Raw genomic sequence first — 24679 nt, 5'->3', positions numbered from 1 at the left:
GGCGGCATCCGGAATGCCGGGGTCTGCCGGAGATGTGACGCTGACTCCGTGACTCCATGGCTACGGGCACTGTGCGTGGCGGGACTGGGCGGTGCGCTGGTCCTGCCGGGGGGTGGCGTGTCCTGGGGCGCGGAGGAGAGCGCTCCGACGTACGACGGCGTTTCGTCGTACGGGCTCGTATCGACGTACGCGGGCGTTCCGTCGTACGGGAGCGTTCCGTCGTACGGGAGCGTATCGACGTACGCCCCCGTGTCGTCGTACGGCACCGTATCGGCGTACGACCCGCGCGCGCCCTTCGCCGAATCGCCCGCGGCCGTGCCCGCGCCCGAGCGCAGCCGGGCCGGGAATCCGGCGGGTGAGGGGCGGGAGCGGCCGGGGCGGAAGGAGGTGCCGCGGGTGGAGCCGTCGACGGCCCGGCCCCCGGCCCGGGTGCCCGCCGCGCCGCCGGAGACAGCGGCCGAGCCTCCGGAGGCCGTCGTGGCGGAACGGGAGCGGTCCGGCGAGCCCGTGCTGCGGATCCTGCCGCTCGGCTCCGGGATGGTGCTCATCGGGCTGGGGTGCGGGCTCGCCTTCCTCGGGCTGCGGGTGCGGCGCGGGCAGCTCTGACCCGGGCGGATCCCGCCGGCCGGGTCACTCCGTGACCAGCAGGACCTTCCCGATGTGGCCGCTCTCCTCCACCAGCCTGTGCCCCGTCGCCGCCTCGCTCATCGGCACCTCGCGGTCGACGACCGGCCGGACGTGACCACCGTCGAACAGCGGCCAGACATGCTCCCGCACGGCCGCCACGATGGCCGCCTTCTCGGTGAGCGGGCGGGCCCGCAGCGAGGTCGCGGTGATCGCGGCGCGCTTGGCGAGCAGGGCACCGATGTTCAGCTCGCCCTTGACGCCGCCCTGCATGCCGATGATCGCGAGCCGGCCGTTGACGGCGAGCGCCTTGACGTTGCGGTCGAGGTACTTCGCGCCCATGTTGTCGAGGATGACGTCGGCGCCCACGCCGCCGGTGGCCTCCTTGATCTCGGCGACGAAGTCCTGCTCCCGGTAGTTGATCAGGATGTCCGCGCCCAGCTCGGCACACCGGTCCAGCTTCTCGCGGGTGCCCGCGGTGACCGCCACCTTGGCGCCGACGGCCTTGGCGAGCTGGATCGCCATGGTGCCGATACCGCTGGAGCCGCCGTGCACCAGCAGCGTCTCGCCCGGCCGCAGCTGGGCGACCATGAACACGTTGGACCAGACCGTGCAGGTCACCTCGGGCAGCGCGGCGGCCTCGTGCAGGCCCACCCCCTTCGGCACCGGCAGCAGCTGCCCGGCCGGGACGACCACCTTCTCGGCGTAACCACCGCCCGCGAGCAGGGCGCACACCTCGTCGCCGACGGACCAGACGCCGACGCCCGGCCCGAGGGCGGCGATCCGCCCGGAACATTCCAGACCGGGATAGGGGGAGGCGCCGGGCGGCGGCGCGTAGTGCCCCTGCCGCTGGAGGATGTCGGCGCGGTTGACTGCGCTCGCCACCACCTCGACCAGGACCTCGCCCTCGCCGGGCACCGGATCCGGGACCTCTGCCCAGGTCAGTGCCTCGGGACCGCCGGGTTCGGGAATCGTGATCGCATGCATGGAAGGGACGCTACTCCTCGGTCTCGGGTCGGAGGGGAGGGGGACTTCGGACGGAAGCCGGCGCACATTCGTATGCGCGAGCGATGAGTTTGTCCGACGGTGGAGGTCTTCCCCTGCGTAATCCGAGTACGCGGAAGGACACCCCACATGAGCCAGCACACCGCCGGCCTGGCCATCGAGACCGCGGGCCTGGTCAAGACGTTCGGCGAGACCAGGGCCGTGGACGGCGTCGACCTCGCCGTCCCCACCGGCATGGTCTACGGCGTCCTCGGTCCCAACGGCGCCGGGAAGACGACCACCGTGAAGATGCTCGCCACCCTGCTGCGGCCGGACGGCGGCGAGGCCCGGGTCTTCGGCCACGACGTGGTCCGCGAGGCCGACGACGTGCGCGGCCGGGTCAGCCTGACCGGGCAGTACGCGTCGGTGGACGAGGATCTGACCGGCACCGAGAACCTGGTCCTGCTGGGCCGGCTGCTCGGGCACCACAAGAAGGCCGCCCGGGAGCGGGCCGCGCAGCTGCTGGAGGCGTTCGGGCTGACCGAGGCGGCCGGCAAGCAGATCAAGAACTACTCGGGCGGGATGCGGCGGCGGATCGACATCGCCGCGTCCATCCTGAACACGCCCGACCTGCTGTTCCTCGACGAACCGACCACCGGCCTCGACCCGCGCAGCCGCAACCAGGTGTGGGACATCGTCCGCGCGGTCGTCGCCCAGGGCACGACGGTGCTGCTGACCACGCAGTACCTGGACGAGGCGGACCAGCTGGCGTCCCGGATCGCGGTCATCGACCGGGGCAAGGTCATCGCGGAGGGCACCAAGGGCGAGCTGAAGGCGTCCGTCGGCGCCGGCTCCGTCCATCTGCGGCTGCGCGACGCCGAACAGCGGCCGGACGCGGCGGAGGTGCTGCGCCGGACGCTGGACGCGCGGGTGCAGCTGGAGCCCGACCCGGTGGCACTGACCGCCCGGCTCGGTACGGCGGCGAGCGACGACACCGCGGCCGGGCAGGCCGCGCGGGCGCTCGGCGAGCTGGCCCGCTCCGGCATCACCGTCGACAACTTCTCGCTGGGCCAGCCCAGCCTGGACGAGGTGTTCCTCGCCCTGACCGGACACGACACCCAGGCCTCGCAGGCCGCGACGGCTACGACGGCTACGAAGGACGAGGTGGCGGCATGAGCACCGCGACGAGCACGGAGACCAGGGAACTCGCCCCCGTCAGCGCCGAGTCGCTGGCCGCGCTGCTGGTGGCCGAGGAACGGCCACCGCGGCCCAGCGCGTGGTCGGCCTCGCTGACCTTCGGCTGGCGGGCCGTGCTGAAGATCAAGCACGTGCCGGAGCAGCTGTTCGACGTCACCGCGTTCCCGATCATGATGGTGCTGATGTACACGTACCTGTTCGGCGGTGCGCTGGCCGGGTCGCCGAAGGAGTACATCCAGTTCCTGCTGCCGGGGATCCTGGTGATGTCGGTCGTGATGATCACCATGTACACCGGGGTCTCGGTCAACACGGACATCGAGAAGGGCGTCTTCGACCGGTTCCGGTCGCTGCCCATCTGGCGGCCCTCGACGATGGTCGGCTATCTCCTCGGTGACGCCCTGCGTTACACCATCGCCTCCGTCGTGATGCTCACCGTCGGCATCGTCCTCGGCTACCGCCCGGACGGCGGGGCGGCCGGGGTGATCGCGGGGATCGCGCTGCTGATCGTCTTCTCGTTCGCGTTCTCGTGGATCTGGACGATGTTCGGGCTGATGCTGCGCACCGAGAAATCGGTGATGGGCGTCAGCATGATGGTGATCTTCCCGCTGACCTTCCTGTCCAACGTCTTCGTCGACCCGAGGACCATGCCGGGCTGGCTCCAGGTATTCGTCAACAACAGCCCGGTCACCCATCTGGCCTCGGCCGTGCGGGGCCTGATGGCGGGCGACTGGCCGGCCGGCGAGATCGCCTGGACGCTGGGGTGGGCGGCGCTGCTCCTGCTGGTCTTCGGGCCGGTCACGATGCGGCTGTACAACCGCAAGTAGCCGACCGGGTGCGGCGGCACGTCTCGTGCGCCAGGGCGCAGGCTCCTCAGTGCCCCGGGGCGGAGCCCCTTCAGTGCCCCATGGTGGGGGGCAGGCCGTTCCGCTCCTCCTCCGGTTCGGCCGCCGGGACGATGGTGATCACCCGGTCCGTCAGCTCCAGCCGTCCCACGGCCGGATCGTCGTAGCCGAGCACCCGGTGCCCGCGGAGGACGCTCACCACCAGGTCGGGCGTCTCCCGCGGCCTCAGGCCCACCTCGGCCCGGGTGACCGGCCGCTCCACGATGTCGAGACCGCTGCCCTGCCGGATCAGGTCCTCCATCACCAGGCCCGCCGCCGGGCTGAGCACGGACAGACCCAGCAGCCGCCCGGCCGCTCCCGCGCTGGTGATCACCTCGTCCGCGCCGGACTGCTTCAGCAGCGGCCCGTTCTCCTCCTCGCGCACCGCGGCCACGATCTTCGCCCCCGCGTTCAGCTGCCGGGCCGTCAGCGTCACCAGCACGGCCGTGTCGTCGCGCTGCGTGGCGATGATGATCTGGCCCGCTCGCTGGACCTCGGCGCGCTTGAGCACCTCGCTGCGGGTCGCGTCACCGAGCACGGCCGCGTAGCCCTCGGCCGTCGCCGCGTCGATCGCCTTGCTGCTGGGGTCGACCACGACGACCCGCTCCTTGTTCAGCCCGGTGGCGCAGACGGCGCGGATCGCCGACCGGCCCTTCGTGCCGAAGCCGACGACGACGGTGTGGTCCCGCAAGACATGCCTCCAGGCGTGTGCGTTGTGACGGACGCGTGCGCGTCAGGAACCATGGTGCCGACTGTCCGGTTCAGCGCCATAGGGGGCACACGATGAAGGGCGACCAACGTCCGCATTTCCAGCAGAGGGGAATGCCTCTCCTGCGGTCCCTCTGGTACCGCTCGCGCAAGGAGGCACGGGACGACGCCGAGGCGGGCCGCTCCATCACGATGCCCACGCAGAGCGTCGTACCGCCCCTTCAGCAGGTGATCAAGCGCCTGGTCATGGCGATGGTGGTGCTGATCGTCACCGTGGTCATCGTGTACTTCGACCGCGAGGGGTACAACGACAACTCGGACGGCTCCGTCGACCTCGTCGACTCGGCGTACTACGCCACCGTCACCCTCTCCACCACCGGATACGGCGACATCATCCCGGTCAGCGACGCCGCGCGGCTCACCAACATCTTCGTCGTCACCCCGCTGCGCGTGCTGTTCCTGATCATCCTGGTCGGCACCACCCTGGAAGTGCTCACCGAACGCACCCGCCAGCAGGTCCGTATCCACCGCTGGCGTTCCCGGACCCGGGACCACATCGTGCTCATCGGCTACGGCACCAAGGGGCAGCACGCCGTGCGGACCCTGGTCGGGCAGGGCATCGACAAGGAACGGATCGTGGTCGTGGACACCCAGCACAAGGCGGTGACCGCGGCCGGCGACGACGGACTGGTGGCGATCGCCGGGGACGCGACGCTTTCCGAGACCCTGCTCAAGGCGGAGCTGCAACGCGCCTCCCAGGTGATCGTCGCCCCGCAGCGGGACGAGACGGCCACGCTGATCACCCTGACCGCCCGCCAGCTGAACCGGCGCGCCACGATCGTGGTGGCCGTCCGGGAGGACGAGAACGTGCCACTGCTCAAGCAGAGCGGCGCGGACACGGTGGTCACCAGCTCCAGCTCGGCCGGCCGGCTGCTCGGCACGTTCATGGCGAGCCCGCCCGCGGCCCGGACTCTGGAGGATCTGATGACCCTCGGCAGCGGTCTGGACCTCATCGAGCGGCCCGTGGCCTCCCAGGAGGTCGGCGTCACCCCGCGCGAGTGCGACGACCTGGTGCTGGCCGTCATCCGCGACCGCAAGCGGCTGGACTACGCGGTCAGCTGGCGCACCGAGCTGCGGGCCGGGGACCGGGTGATCACGGTGAGCCGGCCGGTGACCGAGGCGGCGGAGTAAGCCCGGCCGAGGCGCGGGTGCCCCGGGCGCCCGGGGGCTCCAGGGCTCGCGCGTGTTTCACGTGAAACACCCGCCGGTGCCGGCCGTCGCCCACGGCAGGTCCAGGATCTCCGTCGCCTGCCCCGGCTCGGCACCGCCCGGCGGGACGACGGCCAGGGCGTCCGCCGCCGCGACGCCCCGCAGCATGGCCGGGCCGTTGTAGTGCAGCGGCACCGCCCGGTCGCCGCGCAGGGTGACGGGGATGAGACGGGTGTCGTACGGATGTCCGTGCGCCCCGTCCTTGAGCGGCAGCGCGTACCGCTCCCCTGCCGGGCGCCCGCCGAGGGCCCGCAGCAGCGGCTCGGCGAGGGTCAGCAGCCCGGAGACGGCCGCGAGCGGGTTGCCGGGCAGGCCGACGAGATACTGGTCCTCCCGGGTGCGGGCCAGCAGCATCGGGTGGCCCGGCCGCACTTTGACCCCGTCGATCAGCAGCTTCGCGCCGATGCGGCGCAGCGTGGGGTGGACGTGGTCGACCGGGCCCGCCGCGGTGCCGCCGGTGGTGACGACGAGGTCGGCCTCGCTGCCGGTGATGGCCCGGTGCAGTGCCTCGGCTTCGTCACCGAGCCGCCGGACCGACAGGACCTCGGCGCCGAGCGCCCGGAGCCAGGGCGGCAGCATCGGGCCGAGGGCGTCCCGGATCAGACCGTCGTGCGGCAGTCCCCCGGTGAGGAGTTCGTCGCCGAGGATCAGCACGTCGACGCGCGGGCGGGGGACCACCGTGAGGGTGTCGTAGCCGGCCGCCGCGGCGAGCCCGAGCACGGCGGGCGTGACGAGTGTGCCGGCCGGCAGGAGCTGGTCGCCGGTGCGGCACTCCTGGGCGCGCGGGCGGATGTCCTGGCCGTGGCCGACGTCCCCGGTGGGGTGGAGGCGGCCGTTGTCGTCCGTGCGGCCGTGCTCGCTGCGCAGCACCGCCGTGGTGTCCGGCGGGATCCGGGCGCCGGTGGCGATGCGGACGGCTTCTCCGTCGGCGAGCCGTGCGGGGTCCCTGCCCCCGGCGAGCACGCCCTCGTCCCGCAGCGCCCAGGGTCCGGGGCCGGCGACGGCCCAGCCGTCCATCGCGGAGGTGTCGAAGGAGGGCAGGTCGGTGAGCGCGGCCAGGGGGGCGGCGAGGATCAGTCCCAGGGCGGCGTCGAGGGGCACGGGGGCGGAGGGACGGCGCGTGGCGGTGGTGGCGTCGGCCGTACGGCCCGCGTGGTCGGCCCGCTCGGCGGTCGCGCGGGCGGTACGGCCGGCCCGTTCCGCGGTCGCGCGGGCCTCCGGCCAGGGGGTGGCGCGGTGGTGGGCGTCCGGCCGGGGGGCCGTCGGGGCGGTGCCCTGGGCGGCGGTCCGCGCGTCCTTCGGCGCGGGGGCGGGGACCTGGTCGCCGGGGCTGCGGCCGTGGGGGCGGCCGTGGGGGCGTTTCACGAGGGCCAGGGCCTCCTCGACGTCGAGGTCGTGGGCGTCCTCGCCGGCCCGGATGCCGGGGGCGCTCATCCGGCGTCCGGGCGCGTGGCGGATCCGGGGGCCGGGCGCGTGGCGGACCCGGCGTCCGGGCGCGTGGCGGATCCGGGGGCGGCTTCTTCGTCCGTCTCGTCCGCCCAGCGCCGGGCCAGCGCGGCGGCCTTGCGGGCGGCTTCGGCGACGGCCTGCGGGCCCCCCTCGGCGCGGGCCGCGGCGTAGCCGACGAGGAAGGTGGTCAGCGGGGCCGCGGGGCGCGCCACGCCGTGGGCGGCGTCGCGGGCCAGGTCGAGCAGGACACCGGTGTCGACGTCGAGGTCGATGCCCAGCTCGTCCTTGACCGCGGAGATCCATTCATCCAACACGTGCCCATGCTCCCTGATGCGTGCCCTTGCGGTGGCGATGTCGTCCCAGGTGTCGCAGTCGAAGGAGGCGACGGGATCCGGGACGCGGACGAGGTCGAGCGTGCCGGTCAGCCGGCGCAGCGGCAGTCCGGTGAGCGCGCCGTGCGCGGCGGTGAGCGCGGCCAGCTCGCGGCGCAGCGCGGCGGCGCGGTAGGCGGCGACCAGTGGCTGGTCGCGGCCGTCGGCGTCGGCGAGCAGCGCGCCGTCGGCGTGGCCCGCGCCGTCCAGGGCGGCCCGCAGCCGCCGTACCGTGCCGTCGTCGAGGAACGGCAGATCCGCGGAGAGCACCACGACGTGCTCGGCGGTGGTGTGCCGCAGTCCGGCGTCGAGGGCGGCGAGCGGGCCCCCGCCGGGCGGGTCCTCGCGAGCCCAGGTGACCGGGCGCGCGGCGGGCCGCGGGGCGGCGACGACAACGGTGGTGGAGGCCCCGGCGCAGGCGGTGAGGACCCGGTCGAGCAGGGCCCGGCCGCCCACGCGGACGGCGGGCTTGTCGGCGCCGCCGAGCCGCCGGGCGGCCCCGCCCGCGAGCACCACGGCGTCGTACGGGATGTCGCCGTACGGGGCGCCGGGGGCGGGCGGGGGCGCGTGCGAGGTCATGCCCCGAGTATGAGCGCCGGGAAGATCGTTGCCACCCCTGTGCACAGCATGTGGACAGGGGTGGCCGCGAGGGGTGAGCGCGTCACAGGGTGCGCAGCAGCACCGCCGGCTGTTCGACGCAGTCGGCGACGTAGCGCAGGAAGCCGCCGGCCGTGCCGCCGTCGCAGACGCGGTGGTCGAAGGTGAGCGAGAGCTGGACGACCTGGCGGACGGCCAGCTCGCCCTCGTGCACCCATGGCTTGGGGACGATCCGGCCGACGCCGAGCATGGCGGCCTCGGGGTGGTTGATGATCGGGGTGGAGCCGTCGACGCCGAACACGCCGTAGTTGTTCAGCGTGAAGGTGCCGCCGGTCAGTTCCCCGGGTGTCAGGGTCCCGGCCCGTGCCGCCTCGGTGAGCCGGGCGAACTCCGCGGTCAGGCCCTCGGCGTCGCGGGCGTGCGCGTCCCGGACGACGGGGACGACGAGGCCCCGCTCGGTCTGCGCGGCGAAGCCGAGGTGGACGTGGTCGAGCCGGACGACCTCCCGGGCGGCGAGGTCGACGGTGGAGTTCAGCTCGGGGTGGCGGGCGAGCGCGGCGGTGCAGATCCGGGCCAGCAGGGCGAGCAGGGAGATCTTCGGTCCGCCGGCCGCGTTCATCGCGGCCCTGGCCCGCATCAGCTCGGTGGCGTCGGCGTCCACCCAGCAGGTGGCGTCCGGGATCTCGCGCCGGCTGCGGGAGAGCTTGTCGGCGACCGCGCCGCGCACGCCCTTGAGCGGGACGCGGGTGCCACCGCCGAGGGCGGAGGAGGCGGGCGCCTTGGCCGGTGCGGAGGGCTGGGCGGCCACCCGTGCCTGCGGTTCGGGCTGCGCGCCGGTCGTCCGGCCGCCCTGGGCGGCGGCGGCGCGCAGCGCGTACTCGACGTCCGCGCGCAGGATCAGTCCGTCCGGGCCGGAGCCGGTCAGTTCCCGCAGGTCCAGCCCGTTCTCGCGGGCGAGGCGGCGGACGAGCGGGGAGATCACGGGAACCGGGCCGTCTCCATCGACCGGGCTGTCGCCACCGACCGGGCTCTTTCCGTTGACCGGGCCCTCTCCGTTGACCGGGTCGTCGCCGTTGACCCGGGTACCCCCGGCGGGGGCGGCCACGGAGGTCTCCTGCGCGGGGGCGGCCGGTGCGGCACCGGGGGCCGGCGAGGGCGTGGCGGCCGGCGGGGGCGTGGCGGTGCCCGGCGGCTGGGGACGGACCCGCGGGCGGCGCGCCGGGGGCGCTCCCGTGCCGTAGCCCACGAGGACGTTGCCGGAGCCCTCGCTCGCCTCCGGTGCCCCGGCCGCGTTTCCGGCCGGGCGCCCGGGGGGCTGGGGGCCGGCCGGGGCGGCGGTGTCCGGGCCGGCGGCCGCGGCGCCGACCGCGACCGTGATCAGAGGTGCCCCGACGGGCAGCTCGGTGCCCTCCTCACCGAAGCGGGCGGTGACCACGCCGCCGTAGGGGCAGGGGACCTCGACCATCGCCTTGGCCGTCTCGACCTCCACGACCGGCTGGTCGACGGCGACGACGTCGCCGACCTGGACCAGCCAGCGCACGATCTCCGCCTCGGTGAGCCCTTCGCCGAGGTCGGGGAGCTTGAACTCCAGCACCTGTGCCATCAGCTCTCGGCCTCCCATTGCAGACGCGCCACGGCGTCCAGGATCCGGTCGACGCCGGGCAGATGATGCCGCTCCAGCATGGGCGGCGGATAGGGGGTGTCGAATCCGGCCACACGCAGCACCGGCGCCTCCAGGTGGTGGAAGCAGCGCTCGGTGACCCGGGAGGCGATCTCCCCGCCCGGCCCGCCGAACCCGCTGGACTCATGGACGACGACCGCCCGCCCGGTCCGCCGCACCGAGGCGCAGACCGTCTCGTCGTCGAACGGCACCAGGGAGCGCAGGTCGACGACTTCGAGGTCCCACCCCTCGGCCCGCGCGGCCTCGGCGGCTTCGAGGCAGACGGGCACCGACGGGCCGTACGTGATCAGCGTGGCGCTCCGGCCGGAGCGCCGCACGACCGCGCGGCCGATGGGTTCAACGTGCTGCGGCTGCTCCGGGTTCCAGGAGTCCTTCGACCAGTACAGCCGCTTGGGCTCCAGGAAGACGACCGGGTCGTCGGAGGCGATGGCGGCGCGCAGCAGGCCGTAGGCGTCGGCGACGGTGGCGGGCGTGACGACGTGGAGCCCCGGAGTCGCCATGTAGTACGCCTCGGAGGAGTCGCTGTGGTGCTCGACGCCGCCGATGCCGCCGCCGTAGGGGACGCGGACGGTGATCGGGAGGGGCATCTTCCCGCGGGTGCGGTTGCGCATCTTCGCGACGTGCGACAGGAGCTGCTCGAACGCCGGGTAGGCGAAGGCGTCGAACTGCATCTCGACGACCGGCCGCAGCCCGTACATGGCCATGCCGACGGCGGTGCCGAGGATGCCGGCCTCGGCGAGCGGTGTGTCGGTGCAGCGGTCCTCACCGAACTCTTTGGCGAGTCCGTCGGTGACCCGGAAGACGCCGCCGAGCGTGCCGACGTCCTCGCCGAGGACGTGCACGGCCGGGTCGGCGGCCATGGCGTCGCGCATCGCGCGCGTGAGGGCCTGCGCCATGGTGGCCGGCTTGACGGCGACGGTGGTCATCGGTGGGCCCCTTCCTGGCCGGCCGCCAGCTCCGCCTGCAGCTGGGCCCTCTGCTCGCGCAGCTGCGGGGTGGGTTCGGCGTAGACGTGGGCGAACAGGTCCATGGGGTCGAGCGCGGGGTCCGCGTTCATACGGGCGCGCAGGTCGGCGGCCATGGTCTCGGCGTCGTCCCGCGCGGCCCGGATCGCGGCCTCGTCGAGCAGGCCGCGGCCGGTCAGCTCCCGCTCCAGCAGCTGGATCGGGTCGTGCGCGCGCCAGGTCTCGACCTCGTCGTCGGTGCGGTAGCGGGTGGCGTCGTCGGCGTTGGTGTGGGCGTCGACGCGGTACGTCACGGCCTCCACGAGGGTGGGGCCGCCGCCCGCGCGCGCGTGCCGTACGGCGTCGGTCAGCACCTCGTGCACGGCCGCGGCGTCGTTGCCGTCGACCAGGCGGCCCGGCATCCCGTACCCGACGGCCTTGTGGGCCAGGGTGGGGGCGGCGGTCTGCTTGGCGAGCGGCACGGAGATCGCGAAGCCGTTGTTCTGCACCAGGAAGACGACCGGGGCCTGCCAGACGGCGGCGAAGTTCAGGGCCTCGTGGAAGTCGCCCTCGCTGGTGCCGCCGTCGCCGACCATGGCGAGCGCGACCACGTCGTCGCCCTTGAGGCGGGCGGCGTGGGCGAGGCCGACGGCGTGCGGGAGCTGGGTGGCGAGGGGGGTGCACAGGGGGGCCACGTGATGGGCGTACGGGTCGTAGCCGGTGTGCCAGTCGCCGCGCAGCAGGGTCAGCGCCTCGACGGGGTCCACGCCGCGGGCGACGGCGGCGAGGGTGTCGCGGTAGCTGGGGAAGAGCCAGTCGCGCTCTTCGAGGGCAAGCGCGGCGGCGACCTCGCAGGCCTCCTGGCCGGTGCTGGACGGGTAGACGGCGAGCCGGCCCTGCTTGGTGAGGGCGGTGGCCTGCGCGTTGTAGCGGCGGCCGCGGACCAGCTGGGCGTAGAGCGTGCGCAGCAGCTCGGGGTCCGCCTTCGCGGCTGCCTCGGTGCCGAGGACGCGGTACGGCTCCGCGTCGGGCAGCAGCGGCGCGGGGTCGGTTCGGGGCTGCCAGGCGGGCGGCGGTGTGGGCCGGTACGCGCCCCGCTGCTCCATGACCGTCATGACGGCACCTCCTCGTCGGAGCGGCTCCTCGTGGGAGCGCTGTGAGAGGCGCGGCGTCTGTGACGCGCCTCACCTACCGATTGTTCGGTCGACGGCACATTTTGGCTACAGGCGGGTCAAGGCTGTGGACAAACGGTTCTGCACAGCCTGAGATGGACGCAGTACGTCCATGGTAGGGAGGCGGGGGGACATGGCACCTGAACAAATGGCCCAGGCCGCCGACACCGGCGCCCGTCTGCCCCCGCCCCGCCCCCTCGACGCCATCGACCAGGACATCCTGCGGATGCTCCAGGCGGACGGCCGCGCCTCGATACGGTCGGTCGCCGAGCGGGTGCACGTCTCACGCGCCAACGCCTACGCGCGCATCAACCGGCTCGTCGAGGACGGGGTGATCCGCGGCTTCGGGGCGCGCGTCGACCACGAACGCGCCGGGCATGGCACGTCCGCGTACATCACGCTCAAGATCGTGCAGAACTCCTGGCGCACGGTCCGCGAACAGCTGCGGCAGCTGCCCGGCGCCTCGCACATCGCCCTGGTGGGCGGCGACTTCGACGTCCTGCTGCTGGTGCACACCCCGGACAACCGGGCGCTGCGCGAACTGGTGCTCACCCGCCTCCAGGCCATCCCCGAGGTGCTGAGCACCCGCACCCTGCTGGTGTTCGAGGAGGAGGACCTGGAGCCGCAGGGCTGAGCCGTGCCGCCGGAGCGTCAGGCCGAGGCCTCCCAGACCAGGCCCAGCAGCAGGAGGAACACCAGCGGCAGCAACGCGGAGCCGACCGCGGTCACGGCCGCCGCGATCCGCAGCCCCCGCAGGGACCGGCGCCGCGGCAGCAGCCAGGCGAGCGCCAGCAGTCCGACGGCACAGTAGAGGGCGCCCACGAAGGGCCCGGGGCCGATCCAGGCGTACTCCAGCACCACGAGCGGCACCCCGACCGCCGAGGCCACCAGGGGCGCCCGCCACCACGTCCGGTGGGGCGCGGAAGAGGACGGCGCGTCATTGTCGGACATGCGCCCCATGCCATCACCGGGGGCCCGGGCCGGCATGGGGACGCGTACTCAGGCCGCCCGGGCGCGCGTACTCATGCGGGCCGCCGTCAGCCCGCGCGGCGCAGCCCCTCGAAGACCAGCCGGGCCACCGCGTCGCCGACCTCGCGCTCGCCCATGCCGCGCCCGTCCGGCCGGTACCACTCCACGATGGAGTTGATCATGCCGAAGACCAGCCGGGTCGCCAGCCGGAACTCCACGTCGCCGCGTACGTCCCCGTCGGCCGCCGCCGCCCTCAGCAGCTCGGCGACCCGGTGGTCGAAGTCGCGGCGGCGCTCCAGGGCCCAGCGCTCGGTGTCGGTGTTGCCGCGCACCCGCAGCAGCAGGGTGACGTACGGCAGCTCGGCCATCAGCACCTCGACCATGCGCCGCACCACGTACTCCAGGCGGTCGGCGGCGCGCCCCACGCGCGCGTGCTCCTCGTCGAGGATCCCGAACAGCCCGTCCAGGGCCCGGCTGACGGCCCGCCGCAGCAACTCCTCCTTGCCTGCGACATGGTGGTAGATCGACGACTTGGAGATGCCCGCCGCCTTGGACAGGTGCTCCATGGAGGTGCCGTCGTAGCCGCGCTCGTTGAAGACCCGCACGGCGACCGACAGCAGGGTCTCCGGGGTGTACGTGTCGCGCTTGGCGGTGGTCATGACGTGCTGCCCTCCCGCTTGTCGGTGGCGTACGCGTGACGGTAGAGCGCGAGGGACGGCGCGTAGCGGCCGGAGGGGTCGCGCAGGTGCAGGTCGTCGAGGAGGGCGTAGGCCCAGCCGCGGCCGAGCCGGCGGCTCCACTCGAAGGGGCCGAGCGGGTAGTTCACGCCGAGGCGCATCGCGGTGTCGATGTCCTCCTCGGTGGCCACGCCCTTGGCCACGGCGTCGTGCGCGAGGTCGATGATCCGGGCCACCGCGCGGGCCACGATCATGCCGGGGACGTCACCGATGACGCTGACCTTCTTGCCGAGCGCCTGGAAGAGACCGGTGGCCTCGGCGAGGGTCTGCGGGGAGGTGTCCTGCGAGGCGGACAGCGCGATCCGGGTCGCCGCGCGGTAGTCGAGAGCGAGGTCGAAGTAGACGACGTCGCGGAACTCCACCGAGGTCTGGCCGTCGGCGAGGACGAGCTGGCCGCCGCTCGGCAGCACCAGGCGGGTGCCGTTGTCCTCGGCCTCCTCGCGGACCTGGACGCCCGCCTCGCGGAGCATCGCCGGCAGTTCGCCCGCGGGGCCCAGATCGCCCTCGGCGACGACGTACGCGGGTGCCTCGGCGGCCTCCGCGGTGTGCGGCTCGGGACGCTCGGCGCCGTCCCGGTAGTCGTACCAGCCCTGCCCGCTCTTGCGGCCGAGCCGGCCGGACTCGACGAGGCGGCGCTGGGCGAGGGACGGGGTGAAGCGCACGTCCTGGAAGAAGGACTGCCAGACCGAGTGCGTGACGGACTCGTTGACGTCCTGCCCGATCAGGTCGGTAAGTTCGAACGCGCCCATCCTGAAGCCGCCCGACTCGCGCAGCACCGCGTCGATGGTGGCCGGGTCGGCGCCCTGCGCCTCGTACACCGCGAAGGCCTCGGCGTAGAACGGCCGGGCGATGCGGTTGACGATGAAACCGGGGGTGTCGGCACAGGCCACCGGCGTCTTGCCCCAGGCGCGGGCCGTCTCGTACGCGCGCGTGGCCGAGGTGACGTCGGTGGCGAACCCGGAGACGACCTCGACGAGCGGCAGCAGCGGCGCGGGGTTGAAGAAGTGCAGGCCGACGAAGCGCCCCGGGTTGCGCAGGGCGCCGCCGATGGCCGTCACCGACAGGGAGGAGGTGTTGGTGGCGAGCAGACAGTCGTCGGCGACGATGTCCTCCAGCTCGCGGAACAGGGCCTGCTTGACGTCCAGCCGCTCCACGACGGCCTCCACGACCAGGGCGCAACCGGCGAGGTCGGCGAGGCCGTCGGCGGGCGACAGCCGGGCCCGCGCGGCGTCCCGGCCGGCCGCGCTCAGCCGGTCCTTCTCGACGAGCCGGTCGAGGCGGGCGCCGATCGCGGCGGCGGCCTCCCGCGCGCGGCCGGGAACGGCGTCGTAGAGCCGTACGGGGTGGCCCGCGACGAGCGCCACCTGGGCGATGCCCTGACCCATGGTGCCGGTGCCGACGACGGCCACGGGGCTGCTGAGGTCGAGTGCTGTCATGAGCGCGATCCTCCCCCACGGGGTTATCCACAGATGCGGCGGACCCCCTTGTCCCGACCGATCGTTCGGTTACTCTAACTCTGTCTGCCCGTTCCTGCCCCTGGCTTGCCAGGTCATGAGCTCGACGACGAGCTCTTGAGACGAGGAGTTGGTCCCCCATGGCCGCCGAACTCACCGCGCACCGGCTGATCGCCCAGCACCGGCCCACGCTCGACCAGGCGCTGGAGGCGATCCGCACCCGCGCGTACTGGTCGCCGCACCCTGAGCACCCGAAGGCGTACGGGGAGCACGGCAGTCTGGACGCGGCGGCGGGCAAGGCCGCCTTCGACGCCCTCCTGGGCACCCGCCTCGACCTCGGCCAGCCCGGCACCGACGGCTGGGTGGGCGGCGAGGTGTCGCCGTACGGCATCGAGCTGGGCGTGGAGTATCCGCATGCGGACGTCGACGTGCTGCTGCCCGCCATGAAGGCAGGACAGCGCGCGTGGCGGGACGCGGGCGCGGAACTGCGCGCGGTGGTGTGCCTGGAGATCCTGAAGCGGATCAGCGACCGGACGCACGAGTTCGCGCACGCGGTCATGCACACCTCCGGCCAGGCGTTCATGATGGCGTTCCAGGCGGGCGGCCCGCACGCCCAGGACCGCGGCCTGGAGGCGGTGGCGTACGCGTACGCGGAGCAGGTCCGCACCCCCGGCACCGCGGAGTGGAGCAAGCCGCAGGGCAAGCGCGACCCCCTGGCGCTGACCAAGTCCTTCACCCCCGTCCCGCGCGGCATCGGCCTGGTCATCGGCTGCAACACCTTCCCGACCTGGAACGGCTACCCGGGCCTGTTCGCCTCCCTCGCCACCGGCAACGCGGTCCTCGTCAAGCCGCACCCCCGCGCGGTGCTGCCGCTCGCGCTGACCGTGCGGGTCGCCCGGGACGTGCTCGCGGAGGCGGGCTTCGACCCGAACCTGGTCGCGCTGGCCGCCGAACGGCCCGGCGAGGGCGTCGCCAAGACGCTCGCCACCCGCCCCGAGATCCGGATCATCGACTACACCGGCTCCACCACGTTCGGCGACTGGCTGGAGGCCCACGCCCGTCAGGCGCAGGTCTACACCGAGAAGGCCGGCGTCAACACCGTCCTCGTCGAGTCGACCGGCGACTACAAGGGGATGCTGTCCAACCTGGCGTTCTCGCTGTCGCTGTACAGCGGCCAGATGTGCACCACCCCGCAGAACCTGCTCATCCCGCGCACCGGCATCAGCACCGACCAGGGCCCCAAGAGCTACGACGAGGTGGTCGCCGACCTCGCCCGCGCGGTGGACGGACTGCTCGGCGACGACGCCCGCGCGAACGCCCTGCTCGGCGCCATCGTCAACCCGGACGTCAAGGCCCGTCTGGAGGCCGCCGCTGGCCTCGGCGAGGTCGCGCTGGCCTCCCGCGAGGTCGCCAATCCCGATTTCCCGGACGCGGTGGTGCGCACCCCGGTGATCGTGAAGCTGGACGGCGCCAAGCCGGACGACGAGGCCGCCTACATGAGCGAGTGCTTCGGCCCGGTCTCCTTCGCGGTCGCCGTCGACTCGGCCGCCGACGCGCTGGAGCTGCTGCGGCGCACGGTCCGCGAGAAGGGCGCCATGACGGTCGGCGCGTACACGACCGACGCCGAGGTCGAGCGGGCCGTCGAGGAGGTCTGCCTGGAGGAGGCCGCCCAGCTCTCCCTCAACCTCACCGGCGGGGTGTACGTCAACCAGACCGCCGCCTTCTCCGACTTCCACGGCTCGGGCGGCAACCCGGCGGCCAACGCGGCCCTCACCGACGGCGCGTTCGTCGCCAACCGGTTCCGGGTGGTCGAGGTACGGCGCGAGGCCTAGGGAGCCCCTGGACCCCGGCCCCCCAGGCTCCAGTGGTACAGCGTCATGGCCACGCTGGTCGCGAGGTTGTAGCTGGAGACCTGGGGGCGCATCGGCAGGGACAGCAGATGGTCGGCCCGCCCGCGCAGCTCGGCGGAGAGCCCGCTGCGCTCGGAGCCGAAGGCGAGGACGGCGTCGTCCGGGAGCTTCAGGCCCCGGATGTCGTCGCCCTCCGGGTCCAGTGCGAACACCGGACCCGGCGGCAGCTCGGCGACCTCCAGCCGCTCCACGGCGGTCGCGAAGTGCAGGCCCGCACCGCCGCGCACCACCGTGGGATGCCACGGGTCGAGGGTGCCGGTGGTGACCACGCCGGTAGCTCCGAAGCCGGCGGCCAGGCGGATCACGGCGCCCGCGTTGCCGAGGTTGCGCGGATTGTCGAGCACCACCACGGGGGCGGTGCGTGGGGTGCGCGCCAGCCGCTCCAGGTTCGCCGCGCGGGACGGCCGTACGGCGAGGGCGGCCACGGCGGTGGGATGCGGGCGCGGCACGAGCGCGGCGTACGTCGCCTCCGGCACCTCGGTGAGCAGCGCGTCCAGCGCCTGCCGGACGTCCGGGGCCAGCTCTTCGGCGAGGGCGAGCGCGGCGCGCCGGTCGGCGGCGACCGCCACCGGGACCTCGGCGCCGAACCGCACGGCGTGCTTGAGGGCGTGGAAGCCGTCCAGCAGCACACAGGTGCCGGCCAGCCGGTGCCAGGCGGTCACGGGGTCGGCGGAGCCGGCCGCGGCGTGGCTCGCGGGGTCGTTCATGCCGTGCAGCCTACGGGGCGGGGAAGCCCGCGTGACCGGGGGCGGCCTGGCCGGGGACGGCTTGCCCGGGGACGGCTTGTCCGGGGACGGACTGATCGGGAACGGACTGATCGGGAACGGCCTGATCGGGAACGGCCTGCTGCGGGGCGGGTGGCCCGGGTGCCGGGGTGCGGTCCGCGCGGGAGGACAGCCGGCCACGCGCGCGTGCCGCCCAGCCGCCCAGGCGGCGCAGGAACGACGTCGGCAGGAAGACCGCGTCCGCCGCGATCATCGCCAGCGAGAAGAACGGCAGTCCGAGGACCACGGCGATCACCAGATGCTCGGTGATCATGGCGGCGAGCAGCACGTTCTTGAGCCGCCGGTGGAGCAGTGTGAACGGGAAGGCGACCTGCACCAGGACCGTCCCGTACGTCACCAGCATCACCATGGTCCCGCTGGCGGACAGCGCGTCGGCGAGCGCCGGCCAGGGCGAGAAGTAGTCCAGGTGCAGCGGGTAGTAGACGGCGGTGCCGTCCTGCCAGCGGGAGCCCTGGATCTTGTACCAGCCGGCCGTGGCGTAGATCAGGCAGGCCTCGGCCATGATCACCAGCAGGGCGCCGTTGTGCAGGACGTTGGCGATCACGTCGAGCAGGATCCGTGGCTGCGCGGTCCGCGCGTGGCGACCGACCAGCCACCACAGGGCCTGCGCCAGCAGGACGCCCCACAACAGCGACGGCACCAGCGGATCGCCGTCGAACCGGCCCGCCGCGGTGGCCGCCGCCAGCGCCAGGCCCAGCACGGCCCACAACGCGAGCCCCGTCCGGTCCCCGGACCGCTCCCCACGCGCGCGTGCCTCCCGGGCGCGGCGGGCGCGCCGCGCGTCCAGCGACCAGACCTGGCCACAGCGGGTCAGGACCAGGTAGACGGACATCAGGTGCAGGACGTTGTCGCCGCCGTCGCCCATGAACACGCTGCGGTTCTGCAGCGACAGCACGCCGACCATGAACAGCACGGACATGGTGCGGGTCCGCCAGCCCAGCATCAGCAGCAGACTGGAGACGGCGGCGAGTCCGTAGACGAACTCGAACCAGACCCGGCCGTCGGACCACATCAGCGCGGTGAACGCGCCGTTCTGCCGGATCAGCTCGTCGGCGAGGGTCCAGCTCCACGGGCCGTCCGGGCCGTACAGCTCCGCGCGGTGCGGGAACTCGCGCAGCAGGAACAGCAGCCAGGTCAGGGCGAAGCCGATGCGGACCACGGCGGTCTGGTACGGGCCGAGGGCGGACTCGGTGACCCGGGCGATGGCGCCGGACAGCGCCAGGGCGAAGCGGTTCACCCGGCACCTCCCCAGGACTCGTCCGCGGGCACCGTCCACCAGGGCAGCACCCGGTCCACCGGTTTCAGCGAGATCCGCTCCTCGCTCCATTCGGGCGGGCGCACCGGGGTGGTGCGGGAGCGGACCTGGACGCGTTCGAGGGCACCGCCCGCTCCGGCCGCCTCCGCGCGGTGCAGGCGCAGGACGACGATGCGGCGCAGATACGTCTCGGCGAGCAGACCGCGCGAGGCGGCGGTCCGGTTCTCCCCGCTGTGGGTGGCGGTGTAGAAGTCCCAGGCGCGGCGCAGCTCGTTCTGGTGGGTGTGGCTGGGCAGCAGGTTGCCGTCGATCGCCCGGCCGTCCTCGGCGGACAGGTCGTACCAGCCGGTGGTGCGGAAGTCGCCGTCCGCCGTGCGGATCTGGGCGCGCACCTGGACGGCGATGTTCTGCTGGAGCGGGTTCGGCGCGAACAGCTTCCAGTTCTGCTCGAACTCCGGGTAGATCCATTCGTCGATCGCCTTGCCGTGCTCCTTGGTCAGCGTGTTCGACGGCGCGACGTGCAGAAAGACCATGCCGATGTGCACACAGACCGCCACCGCGACGATCGCGAGCGCCAGCGCGACACCTATCTGATAGCCGGGGGAGAGGGCGGCGACGCCGGTACGGGAGGAAGGGGGGTCAGCAGCACCGGGGGCGGGGGCGGCAGCACCGGGAGCAGGGGCGGGGGCGACGGGGGCAGGGGCGGGGGCGACGGGAGCAGGGGCGGGGGCGACGGGGGCGGCGGCATCAGGAGCGGGGGAGGCCGCGTTGGGGGCGGCCGCGCCGAGGGCGGGGGCGGCTGAAGCAGCCGAGCCCGCAGGACCGACCGCACCGGTCGGAGCGGCCGGGGCATCCGGAGCCGCCGGGGCATCCGGAGCCGGGGCATCCGGGACCGCCGGGCCATCCGGGACCGCCGGGCCATCCGAAGCCGGGGCAATCGGGTCCGCCGCGTCCGTCGGAGCCGCCCGGGCCACCGGGTCCGCCGGGGCTGGAGGGGACAGTGGGCCCGCCGGGGCTGGACGGTCGGTCGGGCCGAGAGGGGCAACCGGGCCCTGAGGGGCGACCGGGGCCGGAGGAGCAACCGGGGAGACCGGAGCAGTCGGGGCGTCCGGAGTCGCTGGAGCAGCCGCGTCTGGCTCGTACGCGTCCTTTGCGCCGTGCGCGTCCATTCCGCCCCGTTTCCAATTCCGGTCCGTGTTCTCCGCCCGCCCGCCCGCCCAGCTCTTCCGTGCCGTGGCACCGGCGGCCGGGCCGTCGCGGAGCCGTCGTCGCCCCCGCGCACACCGCTCCGCGGTGCCCGCAGCGGAACGCTACTCAGCACGGCCCGCCGGGCACAGCCCCATCGGTCGACCCGGCACTTGTCCACAGCCACCGCCGGGAGGTTATCCACAGCGGTTGACACCTTACGGCGCCCGTCCCACCATGGAATCGCACGAACCGAACGATCGGTCGGGAGCTTGCTCCTCGCGGAGCCCAGGTCGAGGGGGACCAGATGGCGACAGCAGCCGCGCAGCCCACTGCCCGCGGTCAGGCGCACGGCGCCCAGGACGACGCCGGTGACACCGCCGCGTACCAGCGCGTCTTCGACGCCGCCGTGGCCGCCGACGAGCGCATCGAACCGCGTGACTGGATGCCCGACGCCTACCGCGCGACGCTCGTCCGGCAGATCGCCCAGCACGCCCACTCCGAGATCATCGGCATGCAGCCGGAGGCGAACTGGATCACCCGCGCCCCCTCGCTGCGCCGCAAGGCCATCCTGATGGCCAAGGTCCAGGACGAGGCCGGGCACGGCCTGTATCTCTACAGCGCGGCCGAAACCCTCGGCACCAGCCGCGACGAGCTGCTGGACAAGCTCCACGCGGGGCGGCAGAAGTACTCGTCGATCTTCAACTACCCCACGCTGACCTGGGCCGACGTCGGCGCCATCGGCTGGCTGGTGGACGGCGCCGCGATCACCAACCAGGTCCCCCTGTGCCGCTGCTCCTACGGCCCGTACGCCCGTGCGATGGTCCGCATCTGCAAGGAGGAGTCCTTCCACCAGCGCCAGGGATACGAACTGCTGCTGGCGCTCAGCCGGGGCACCCCGGAACAGCACGCGATGGCGCAGGACGCGGTGGACCGCTGGTGGTGGCCGTCCCTGATGATGTTCGGCCCGCCCGACGACGAGTCGCAGCACTCGGCGCAGTCCATGGCCTGGAAGATCAAGCGGCACTCGAACGACGAGCTGCGCCAGCGCTTCGTCGACATCTGCGTCCCGCAGGCCGAGTCCCTGGGCCTCACCCTCCCCGACCCGGAGCTGCGCTGGAACGAGGAACGGGGGCACTACGACTTCGGCCCGATCGACTGGACGGAGTTCTGGGAGGTCCTCAAGGGCAACGGGCCGTGCAACGAACAGCGGATCGAGCAGCGCAGGCGGGCCCACGAGGAGGGCGCGTGGGTGCGTGAGGCGGCCGCGGCCTACGCGGACAAGCACGCCGGCGGAAACGGAGAGGCGCGAGCATGACCACCAACGACTGGCCCCTGTGGGAGGTGTTCGTCCGCTCCCGGCGCGGACTCTCCCACACCCACGCCGGCAGCCTGCACGCCCCGGACGCGGAGTTCGCCCTGCGCAACGCCCGCGACCTGTACACCCGGCGCGGTGAGGGTGTCTCCCTCTGGGTCGTGCCGTCCGCGGCGATCACCGCGTCCTCGCCCGACGAGAAGGACCCGTTCTTCGAACCGGCCGCCGACAAGCCGTACCGGCACCCGACGTTCTACGAGATCCCGGAGGGGGTGCAGCACCTGTGACGACGCCGAAGACGACGACCCCGGACACGACGCCCACGGACACGACGGCCGTGCCCGCCGCGGCGGCCCTCGCCCTCGGCGACGACGCCCTGGTGCTCTCCCACCGGCTCGGCGAATGGGCCGGCCACGCCCCCGTCCTGGAGGAGGAGGTCGCCCTCGCCAACATCGCCCTGGACCTGCTCGGCCAGGCCCGCGTGCTGCTGTCGATGGCCGGCGACGAGGACGAGCTGGCGTACCTGCGCGAGGAACGCGCCTTCCGCAACCTCCAGCTGGTGGAGCAGCCCAACGGCGACTTCGCCCACACCATCGCCCGCCAGCTGTACTTCTCCACCTACCAGCATCTGCTGTACGGCCGGCTGGCCGCCGGGGACGGCCCGTTCGCGGGCCTCGCCGCGAAGGCCGTCAAGGAGGTCGCCTACCACCGCGACCACGCCGAGCAGTGGACGCTGCGGCTCGGCGACGGCACCGAGGAGAGCCGTGAGCGGATGCGGCGGGCCTGCGAGGCGCTGTGGCGGTTCACCGGCGAGATGTTCCAGCCGGTGGACGGCGTGGACGCGGACTGGACGGGGATGGAGGCGGCCTGGCTGGAGTCCGTCGGCGAGGTGCTGCGCCGGGCCACCCTGAGCGTGCCCGAGGGACCGCGCACCGGCGCCTGGTCGGCGGGCGCGGGCCGGCAGGGCCTGCACACCGAACCGTTCGGCCGGATGCTCGCCGAGATGCAGCATCTGCACCGCAGCCACCCGGGGGCGTCATGGTGACGGTCACCCCGCTGGAGGCGGAACTGCTCGAGCTGGCCGGGTCGGTCCCCGACCCCGAGCTGCCCGTGCTCACCCTGCGGGAGCTGGGCGTGCTGCGCGCGGTGCGGCTGCGCGGCGCCGACGCGGCCGAGGTCGAGCTGACGCCGACGTACACCGGCTGCCCGGCCGTGGAGGCGATGTCCCTGGACATAGAGCGGGTGCTGCACGAGCACGGGATACGCGAGGTCACCGTCCGCACGGTGCTCTCGCCCGCCTGGTCCACGGACGACATCAGCGACGAGGGCCGCCGCAAACTGCGCGAGTTCGGCATCGCCCCGCCGCGGACGCGCCGGGAGCACGGGCCGGTCCCCGTCACCCTGGGACCCACCCGCACCTCGGTCGCCGGCCCGGGCCGAACCCCGGAGGCGGACCCGGACCTGGACCCCGTCCGCTGCCCGCACTGCGGATCCGCCGACACCGAACTGCTCAGCCGTTTCTCCTCGACCGCGTGCAAGGCGCTGCGCCGCTGTCTCGCCTGCCGTGAACCGTTCGACCACTTCAAGGAGTTGTGATGGCCCGCTTCCACACACTCCGGGTGGCCGCCGTCGACCGGCTCACCGACGACTCCGTCGCCCTGACCCTCGCCGTGCCGCCGGAGCTGCGCGACGAATACCGGCACGCGCCCGGCCAGCATCTCGCCCTGCGCCGCCGGGCGGACGGTACGGAGATCCGGCGCACCTACTCGATCTGTTCCCCCGCGCCCGCCCCCGGCGACGAGGGCCCGCGCACCCTGCGGGTCGGGGTCCGGCTGGTGGAGGGCGGCGCGTTCTCGACGTACGCGCTGAAGGAGATCGGCGTCGGGGACGAGCTGGAGGTGATGACTCCGGCCGGCCGCTTCACCGTCGATCCGGCGCCCGGCCGGTACGCGGCGATCGTCGGCGGCAGCGGTATCACCCCGGTGCTGTCGATCGTCTCGACGCTGCTGGCGCGCGAGCCCGGGGCCCGGTTCTGTCTGATCCGCAGCGACCGTACGACCGCCTCGACGATGTTCCTGGAGGAGGTCGCCGACCTCAAGGACCGCTACCCCGAGCGGCTCCAGCTGGTCACCGTGCTCTCCCGGGAGGAGCAGCAGGCGGGACTGCCGTCCGGGCGGCTCGACCGGGAGCGGCTGACCGGGCTGCTGCCGTCGCTGCTGACGGTGGCGGAGGTCGCCGGATGGTTCCTGTGCGGGCCGTTCGGGCTGGTCCAGGGCGCCGAGCGGGCACTGGGCGACCTGGCGGTGCCGCGTGCCCGGATCCACGAGGAGATCTTCCACGTGGACGCCGGCCCCACCGGGGGACCGGCGAGACCCGCGCCCGCGCACAGCACGGTGACGGCCCGGCTCGACGGCCGCGGCGGCACCTGGCCGGTGCGGGACGGGGAGTCGCTGCTGGAGACGGTGCTGCGCAACCGGCCCGACGCGCCGTACGCCTGCAAGGGCGGGGTGTGCGGGACCTGCCGGGCCTTCCTGGTCTCCGGCGAGGTGCGCATGGACCGCAACTACGCGCTGGAGACGGAGGAGACGGAGGCCGGATACGTGCTGGCGTGCCAGTCGCATCCGGTGACTGAGCGGGTGGAGCTGGACTTCGACCGCTGAGCCGCTCCCGCCGAGCGCTCCGCCTGGCTCTGCGCGGCGAATCGGCGAAAGGGCCGGCCCGGGCCCCGCTGCTGGAGAACGCCGCCGCGGCGGCCGTACAGGCGTACGGCCGCCTCCTCGCGGCACACCCGCTGAGCCGAAAGCGGCCGGCTACGGCCCCAGCTACAGCTACAGCACGTAGCCCGGCTGCCCCTGGTCGGTCACGACAGGACGGCCCGCCGCCTCCCACGCCTGCATGCCGCCGTCGACGTTCACGGCGTCGACGCCCTGCTGGGCGAGGTACATGGTGACCTGGGCCGAACGCCCGCCGGAGCGGCAGATGACGTTGACGCGGCCGTCCTGCGGGGCCGCCTCGGTCAGCTCACCGTAGCGCGCCACGAACTCGCTGATCGGGATGTGCAGCGCCCCCTCGGCGTGACCGGCCTGCCACTCGTCGTCCTCGCGGACGTCCAGCAGGAAGTCGTCGTCCTTCAGGTCCGTGACCTGCACGGTGGGCACCCCAGCTCCGAAATTCATACTCCCGACGCTACCG

Annotated in this window: 24 protein-coding genes and 1 pseudogene; 11 read left to right on the top strand and 14 right to left on the bottom strand. The window is 73.6% G+C overall.

The annotated features are described in order from the left end of the window. Positions 1–48 precede the first annotated feature (48 nt). Positions 49–606, top strand: a complete 558-nt coding sequence (locus VE614_RS06010) for a hypothetical protein (protein WP_324933173.1) — start codon at positions 49–51, stop codon at positions 604–606. A gap of 24 nt (positions 607–630) precedes the next feature. Here VE614_RS06010 and VE614_RS06005 read toward each other — a convergent pair whose 3' ends face one another. Next, positions 631–1611, bottom strand: a complete 981-nt coding sequence (locus VE614_RS06005; protein ID WP_324933170.1) for an NAD(P)H-quinone oxidoreductase — start codon at positions 1609–1611, stop codon at positions 631–633. Positions 1612–1758: 147 nt separating this feature from the next. Between VE614_RS06005 and VE614_RS06000 the strand changes: the two genes are divergently transcribed. Continuing rightward, entirely contained in the window at positions 1759–2784 is a 1026-nt protein-coding gene (locus tag VE614_RS06000; RefSeq protein WP_324933167.1) for an ATP-binding cassette domain-containing protein, read from the top strand. Then, complete coding sequence (locus tag VE614_RS05995; RefSeq protein WP_324933164.1) at positions 2781–3629, top strand: ABC transporter permease; 849 nt, start codon at positions 2781–2783, stop codon at positions 3627–3629. Before VE614_RS06000 ends, VE614_RS05995 begins: the two co-directional genes overlap by 4 nt. 70 nt (positions 3630–3699) lie before the next feature. Here VE614_RS05995 and VE614_RS05990 read toward each other — a convergent pair. Beyond that, positions 3700–4389, bottom strand: a pseudogene (locus VE614_RS05990) (potassium channel family protein); the annotation flags it as partial. 119 nt (positions 4390–4508) lie between these two features. Between VE614_RS05990 and VE614_RS05985 the strand changes: the two are divergent. Further along, a complete protein-coding gene (locus VE614_RS05985; protein ID WP_324933161.1) occupies positions 4509–5585 on the top strand; it encodes a potassium channel family protein in 1077 nt (358 codons plus the stop codon). 57 nt (positions 5586–5642) lie between these two features. On the opposite strand, the gene VE614_RS05980 is transcribed toward VE614_RS05985, so the two are convergent. The 5 genes from VE614_RS05980 to pdhA all read right to left on the bottom strand — a co-directional run bounded on the left by VE614_RS05980 (position 5643) and on the right by pdhA (position 11820). Beyond that, positions 5643–7097, bottom strand: coding sequence for a molybdopterin-binding protein (locus VE614_RS05980; RefSeq protein WP_324933158.1), 1455 nt, complete (start codon positions 7095–7097; stop codon positions 5643–5645). Then, on the bottom strand, positions 7094–8062 hold the full coding sequence (locus VE614_RS05975; protein WP_324933155.1) for an NTP transferase domain-containing protein: 969 nt from the start codon (positions 8060–8062) through the stop codon (positions 7094–7096). Before VE614_RS05975 ends, VE614_RS05980 begins: the two co-directional genes overlap by 4 nt. 82 nt (positions 8063–8144) lie before the next feature. Continuing rightward, complete coding sequence (locus VE614_RS05970; protein ID WP_324933148.1) at positions 8145–9683, bottom strand: dihydrolipoamide acetyltransferase family protein; 1539 nt, start codon at positions 9681–9683, stop codon at positions 8145–8147. Beyond that, on the bottom strand, positions 9683–10687 hold the full coding sequence (locus tag VE614_RS05965; RefSeq protein WP_324933145.1) for an alpha-ketoacid dehydrogenase subunit beta: 1005 nt from the start codon (positions 10685–10687) through the stop codon (positions 9683–9685). The genes VE614_RS05970 and VE614_RS05965 overlap by 1 nt, the downstream gene beginning before the upstream one ends. After that, positions 10684–11820 carry a pyruvate dehydrogenase (acetyl-transferring) E1 component subunit alpha gene (pdhA, locus tag VE614_RS05960; protein ID WP_324933142.1) on the bottom strand — a complete coding sequence of 379 codons (1137 nt, stop codon included), beginning with the start codon at positions 11818–11820 and terminating at the stop codon, positions 10684–10686. Before pdhA ends, VE614_RS05965 begins: the two co-directional genes overlap by 4 nt. A gap of 190 nt (positions 11821–12010) precedes the next feature. On the opposite strand from pdhA, the gene VE614_RS05955 reads away from it, so the two are divergent. After that, positions 12011–12511 carry an Lrp/AsnC family transcriptional regulator gene (locus tag VE614_RS05955; protein ID WP_414719529.1) on the top strand — a complete coding sequence of 167 codons (501 nt, stop codon included), beginning with the start codon at positions 12011–12013 and terminating at the stop codon, positions 12509–12511. Between the two features lie 17 nt (positions 12512–12528). Here VE614_RS05955 and VE614_RS05950 read toward each other — a convergent pair whose 3' ends face one another. The 3 genes from VE614_RS05950 to VE614_RS05940 all read right to left on the bottom strand — a co-directional run bounded on the left by VE614_RS05950 (position 12529) and on the right by VE614_RS05940 (position 15019). Next, positions 12529–12828 carry a hypothetical protein gene (locus tag VE614_RS05950; RefSeq protein WP_324933139.1) on the bottom strand — a complete coding sequence of 100 codons (300 nt, stop codon included), beginning with the start codon at positions 12826–12828 and terminating at the stop codon, positions 12529–12531. 86 nt (positions 12829–12914) lie between these two features. After that, positions 12915–13505, bottom strand: a complete 591-nt coding sequence (locus VE614_RS05945; protein WP_324933137.1) for a TetR/AcrR family transcriptional regulator — start codon at positions 13503–13505, stop codon at positions 12915–12917. Beyond that, complete coding sequence (locus VE614_RS05940) at positions 13502–15019, bottom strand: 3-hydroxyacyl-CoA dehydrogenase (RefSeq protein ID WP_324933131.1); 1518 nt, start codon at positions 15017–15019, stop codon at positions 13502–13504. Before VE614_RS05940 ends, VE614_RS05945 begins: the two co-directional genes overlap by 4 nt. Positions 15020–15177: 158 nt before the next feature. On the opposite strand from VE614_RS05940, the gene paaN reads away from it, so the two are divergent. Then, positions 15178–16869: a phenylacetic acid degradation protein PaaN gene (gene paaN, locus VE614_RS05935; protein WP_324933128.1), complete on the top strand. Its 1692-nt coding sequence runs from the start codon at positions 15178–15180 to the stop codon at positions 16867–16869. Here paaN and VE614_RS05930 read toward each other — a convergent pair. Genes VE614_RS05930 through VE614_RS33675 form a run of 3 tightly spaced genes read right to left on the bottom strand, consistent with a single transcriptional unit; the run spans position 16866 to position 19520 of the window. Beyond that, positions 16866–17654, bottom strand: coding sequence for a TrmH family RNA methyltransferase (locus VE614_RS05930; RefSeq protein WP_324933124.1), 789 nt, complete (start codon positions 17652–17654; stop codon positions 16866–16868). The genes paaN and VE614_RS05930 overlap by 4 nt on opposite strands. A gap of 10 nt (positions 17655–17664) precedes the next feature. Further along, the gene (locus VE614_RS05925; RefSeq protein WP_324933121.1) at positions 17665–18969 is read right to left on the bottom strand and encodes an HTTM domain-containing protein; all 1305 of its coding nucleotides are present in this window, start codon (positions 18967–18969) and stop codon (positions 17665–17667) included. Then, positions 18966–19520, bottom strand: coding sequence for a DUF5819 family protein (locus tag VE614_RS33675; RefSeq protein ID WP_414719528.1), 555 nt, complete (start codon positions 19518–19520; stop codon positions 18966–18968). The genes VE614_RS05925 and VE614_RS33675 overlap by 4 nt, the downstream gene beginning before the upstream one ends. 959 nt (positions 19521–20479) lie before the next feature. Here VE614_RS33675 and paaA point away from each other — a divergent pair. The 5 genes from paaA to VE614_RS05895 are packed head-to-tail and all read left to right on the top strand — an operon-like array spanning position 20480 to position 24147. Further along, positions 20480–21490 carry a 1,2-phenylacetyl-CoA epoxidase subunit PaaA gene (gene paaA, locus VE614_RS05915; protein ID WP_324933118.1) on the top strand — a complete coding sequence of 337 codons (1011 nt, stop codon included), beginning with the start codon at positions 20480–20482 and terminating at the stop codon, positions 21488–21490. Continuing rightward, entirely contained in the window at positions 21487–21774 is a 288-nt protein-coding gene (paaB, locus tag VE614_RS05910) for a 1,2-phenylacetyl-CoA epoxidase subunit PaaB (RefSeq protein ID WP_324933115.1), read from the top strand. Before paaA ends, paaB begins: the two co-directional genes overlap by 4 nt. Beyond that, complete coding sequence (gene paaC, locus VE614_RS05905; RefSeq protein ID WP_414719527.1) at positions 21771–22532, top strand: 1,2-phenylacetyl-CoA epoxidase subunit PaaC; 762 nt, start codon at positions 21771–21773, stop codon at positions 22530–22532. The genes paaB and paaC overlap by 4 nt, the downstream gene beginning before the upstream one ends. Next, positions 22526–23083, top strand: coding sequence for a 1,2-phenylacetyl-CoA epoxidase subunit PaaD (gene paaD / locus VE614_RS05900; protein WP_324933112.1), 558 nt, complete (start codon positions 22526–22528; stop codon positions 23081–23083). Before paaC ends, paaD begins: the two co-directional genes overlap by 7 nt. Further along, positions 23083–24147 (top strand): 2Fe-2S iron-sulfur cluster-binding protein, encoded by a 1065-nt coding sequence (locus tag VE614_RS05895; protein WP_324933110.1) that lies wholly within the window; start codon positions 23083–23085, stop codon positions 24145–24147. The genes paaD and VE614_RS05895 overlap by 1 nt, the downstream gene beginning before the upstream one ends. A gap of 168 nt (positions 24148–24315) precedes the next feature. Here the strand turns inward: VE614_RS05895 and VE614_RS05890 are convergent, their stop codons facing one another. Next, on the bottom strand, positions 24316–24645 hold the full coding sequence (locus VE614_RS05890; RefSeq protein ID WP_324933258.1) for a rhodanese-like domain-containing protein: 330 nt from the start codon (positions 24643–24645) through the stop codon (positions 24316–24318). Positions 24646–24679 lie beyond the last annotated feature (34 nt).

Source organism: Streptomyces sp. (assembly GCF_035645055.1).
Lineage (GTDB): Bacteria > Actinomycetota > Actinomycetes > Streptomycetales > Streptomycetaceae > Streptomyces.
The sequence above is the reverse complement of the archived record's forward strand: the minus strand, read 5'-3'. Positions and strand labels throughout refer to the sequence as shown.

What these genes read in the sequence shown, in the direction of transcription:
- VE614_RS05980 (WP_324933158.1), bottom strand. Translation starts at nt 7,097, where the DNA reads ATGAGCGCCCCCGGCATCCGGGCCGGCGAGGACGCCCACGACCTCGAC.
- paaA (WP_324933118.1), top strand. Translation starts at nt 20,480, where the DNA reads ATGGCGACAGCAGCCGCGCAGCCCACTGCCCGCGGTCAGGCGCACGGC.
- VE614_RS33675 (WP_414719528.1), bottom strand. Translation starts at nt 19,520, where the DNA reads ATGGTCTTTCTGCACGTCGCGCCGTCGAACACGCTGACCAAGGAGCAC.
- VE614_RS05945 (WP_324933137.1), bottom strand. Translation starts at nt 13,505, where the DNA reads ATGACCACCGCCAAGCGCGACACGTACACCCCGGAGACCCTGCTGTCG.
- VE614_RS05940 (WP_324933131.1), bottom strand. Translation starts at nt 15,019, where the DNA reads ATGACAGCACTCGACCTCAGCAGCCCCGTGGCCGTCGTCGGCACCGGC.
- paaN (WP_324933128.1), top strand. Translation starts at nt 15,178, where the DNA reads ATGGCCGCCGAACTCACCGCGCACCGGCTGATCGCCCAGCACCGGCCC.
- VE614_RS05895 (WP_324933110.1), top strand. Translation starts at nt 23,083, where the DNA reads ATGGCCCGCTTCCACACACTCCGGGTGGCCGCCGTCGACCGGCTCACC.
- paaD (WP_324933112.1), top strand. Translation starts at nt 22,526, where the DNA reads ATGGTGACGGTCACCCCGCTGGAGGCGGAACTGCTCGAGCTGGCCGGG.
- VE614_RS05965 (WP_324933145.1), bottom strand. Translation starts at nt 10,687, where the DNA reads ATGACCACCGTCGCCGTCAAGCCGGCCACCATGGCGCAGGCCCTCACG.
- VE614_RS05970 (WP_324933148.1), bottom strand. Translation starts at nt 9,683, where the DNA reads ATGGCACAGGTGCTGGAGTTCAAGCTCCCCGACCTCGGCGAAGGGCTC.
- pdhA (WP_324933142.1), bottom strand. Translation starts at nt 11,820, where the DNA reads ATGACGGTCATGGAGCAGCGGGGCGCGTACCGGCCCACACCGCCGCCC.
- VE614_RS05985 (WP_324933161.1), top strand. Translation starts at nt 4,509, where the DNA reads ATGCCTCTCCTGCGGTCCCTCTGGTACCGCTCGCGCAAGGAGGCACGG.
- VE614_RS05995 (WP_324933164.1), top strand. Translation starts at nt 2,781, where the DNA reads ATGAGCACCGCGACGAGCACGGAGACCAGGGAACTCGCCCCCGTCAGC.
- VE614_RS05950 (WP_324933139.1), bottom strand. Translation starts at nt 12,828, where the DNA reads ATGTCCGACAATGACGCGCCGTCCTCTTCCGCGCCCCACCGGACGTGG.
- VE614_RS05975 (WP_324933155.1), bottom strand. Translation starts at nt 8,062, where the DNA reads ATGACCTCGCACGCGCCCCCGCCCGCCCCCGGCGCCCCGTACGGCGAC.
- VE614_RS06005 (WP_324933170.1), bottom strand. Translation starts at nt 1,611, where the DNA reads ATGCATGCGATCACGATTCCCGAACCCGGCGGTCCCGAGGCACTGACC.
- VE614_RS06000 (WP_324933167.1), top strand. Translation starts at nt 1,759, where the DNA reads ATGAGCCAGCACACCGCCGGCCTGGCCATCGAGACCGCGGGCCTGGTC.
- VE614_RS05955 (WP_414719529.1), top strand. Translation starts at nt 12,011, where the DNA reads ATGGCACCTGAACAAATGGCCCAGGCCGCCGACACCGGCGCCCGTCTG.
- paaB (WP_324933115.1), top strand. Translation starts at nt 21,487, where the DNA reads ATGACCACCAACGACTGGCCCCTGTGGGAGGTGTTCGTCCGCTCCCGG.
- VE614_RS05930 (WP_324933124.1), bottom strand. Translation starts at nt 17,654, where the DNA reads ATGAACGACCCCGCGAGCCACGCCGCGGCCGGCTCCGCCGACCCCGTG.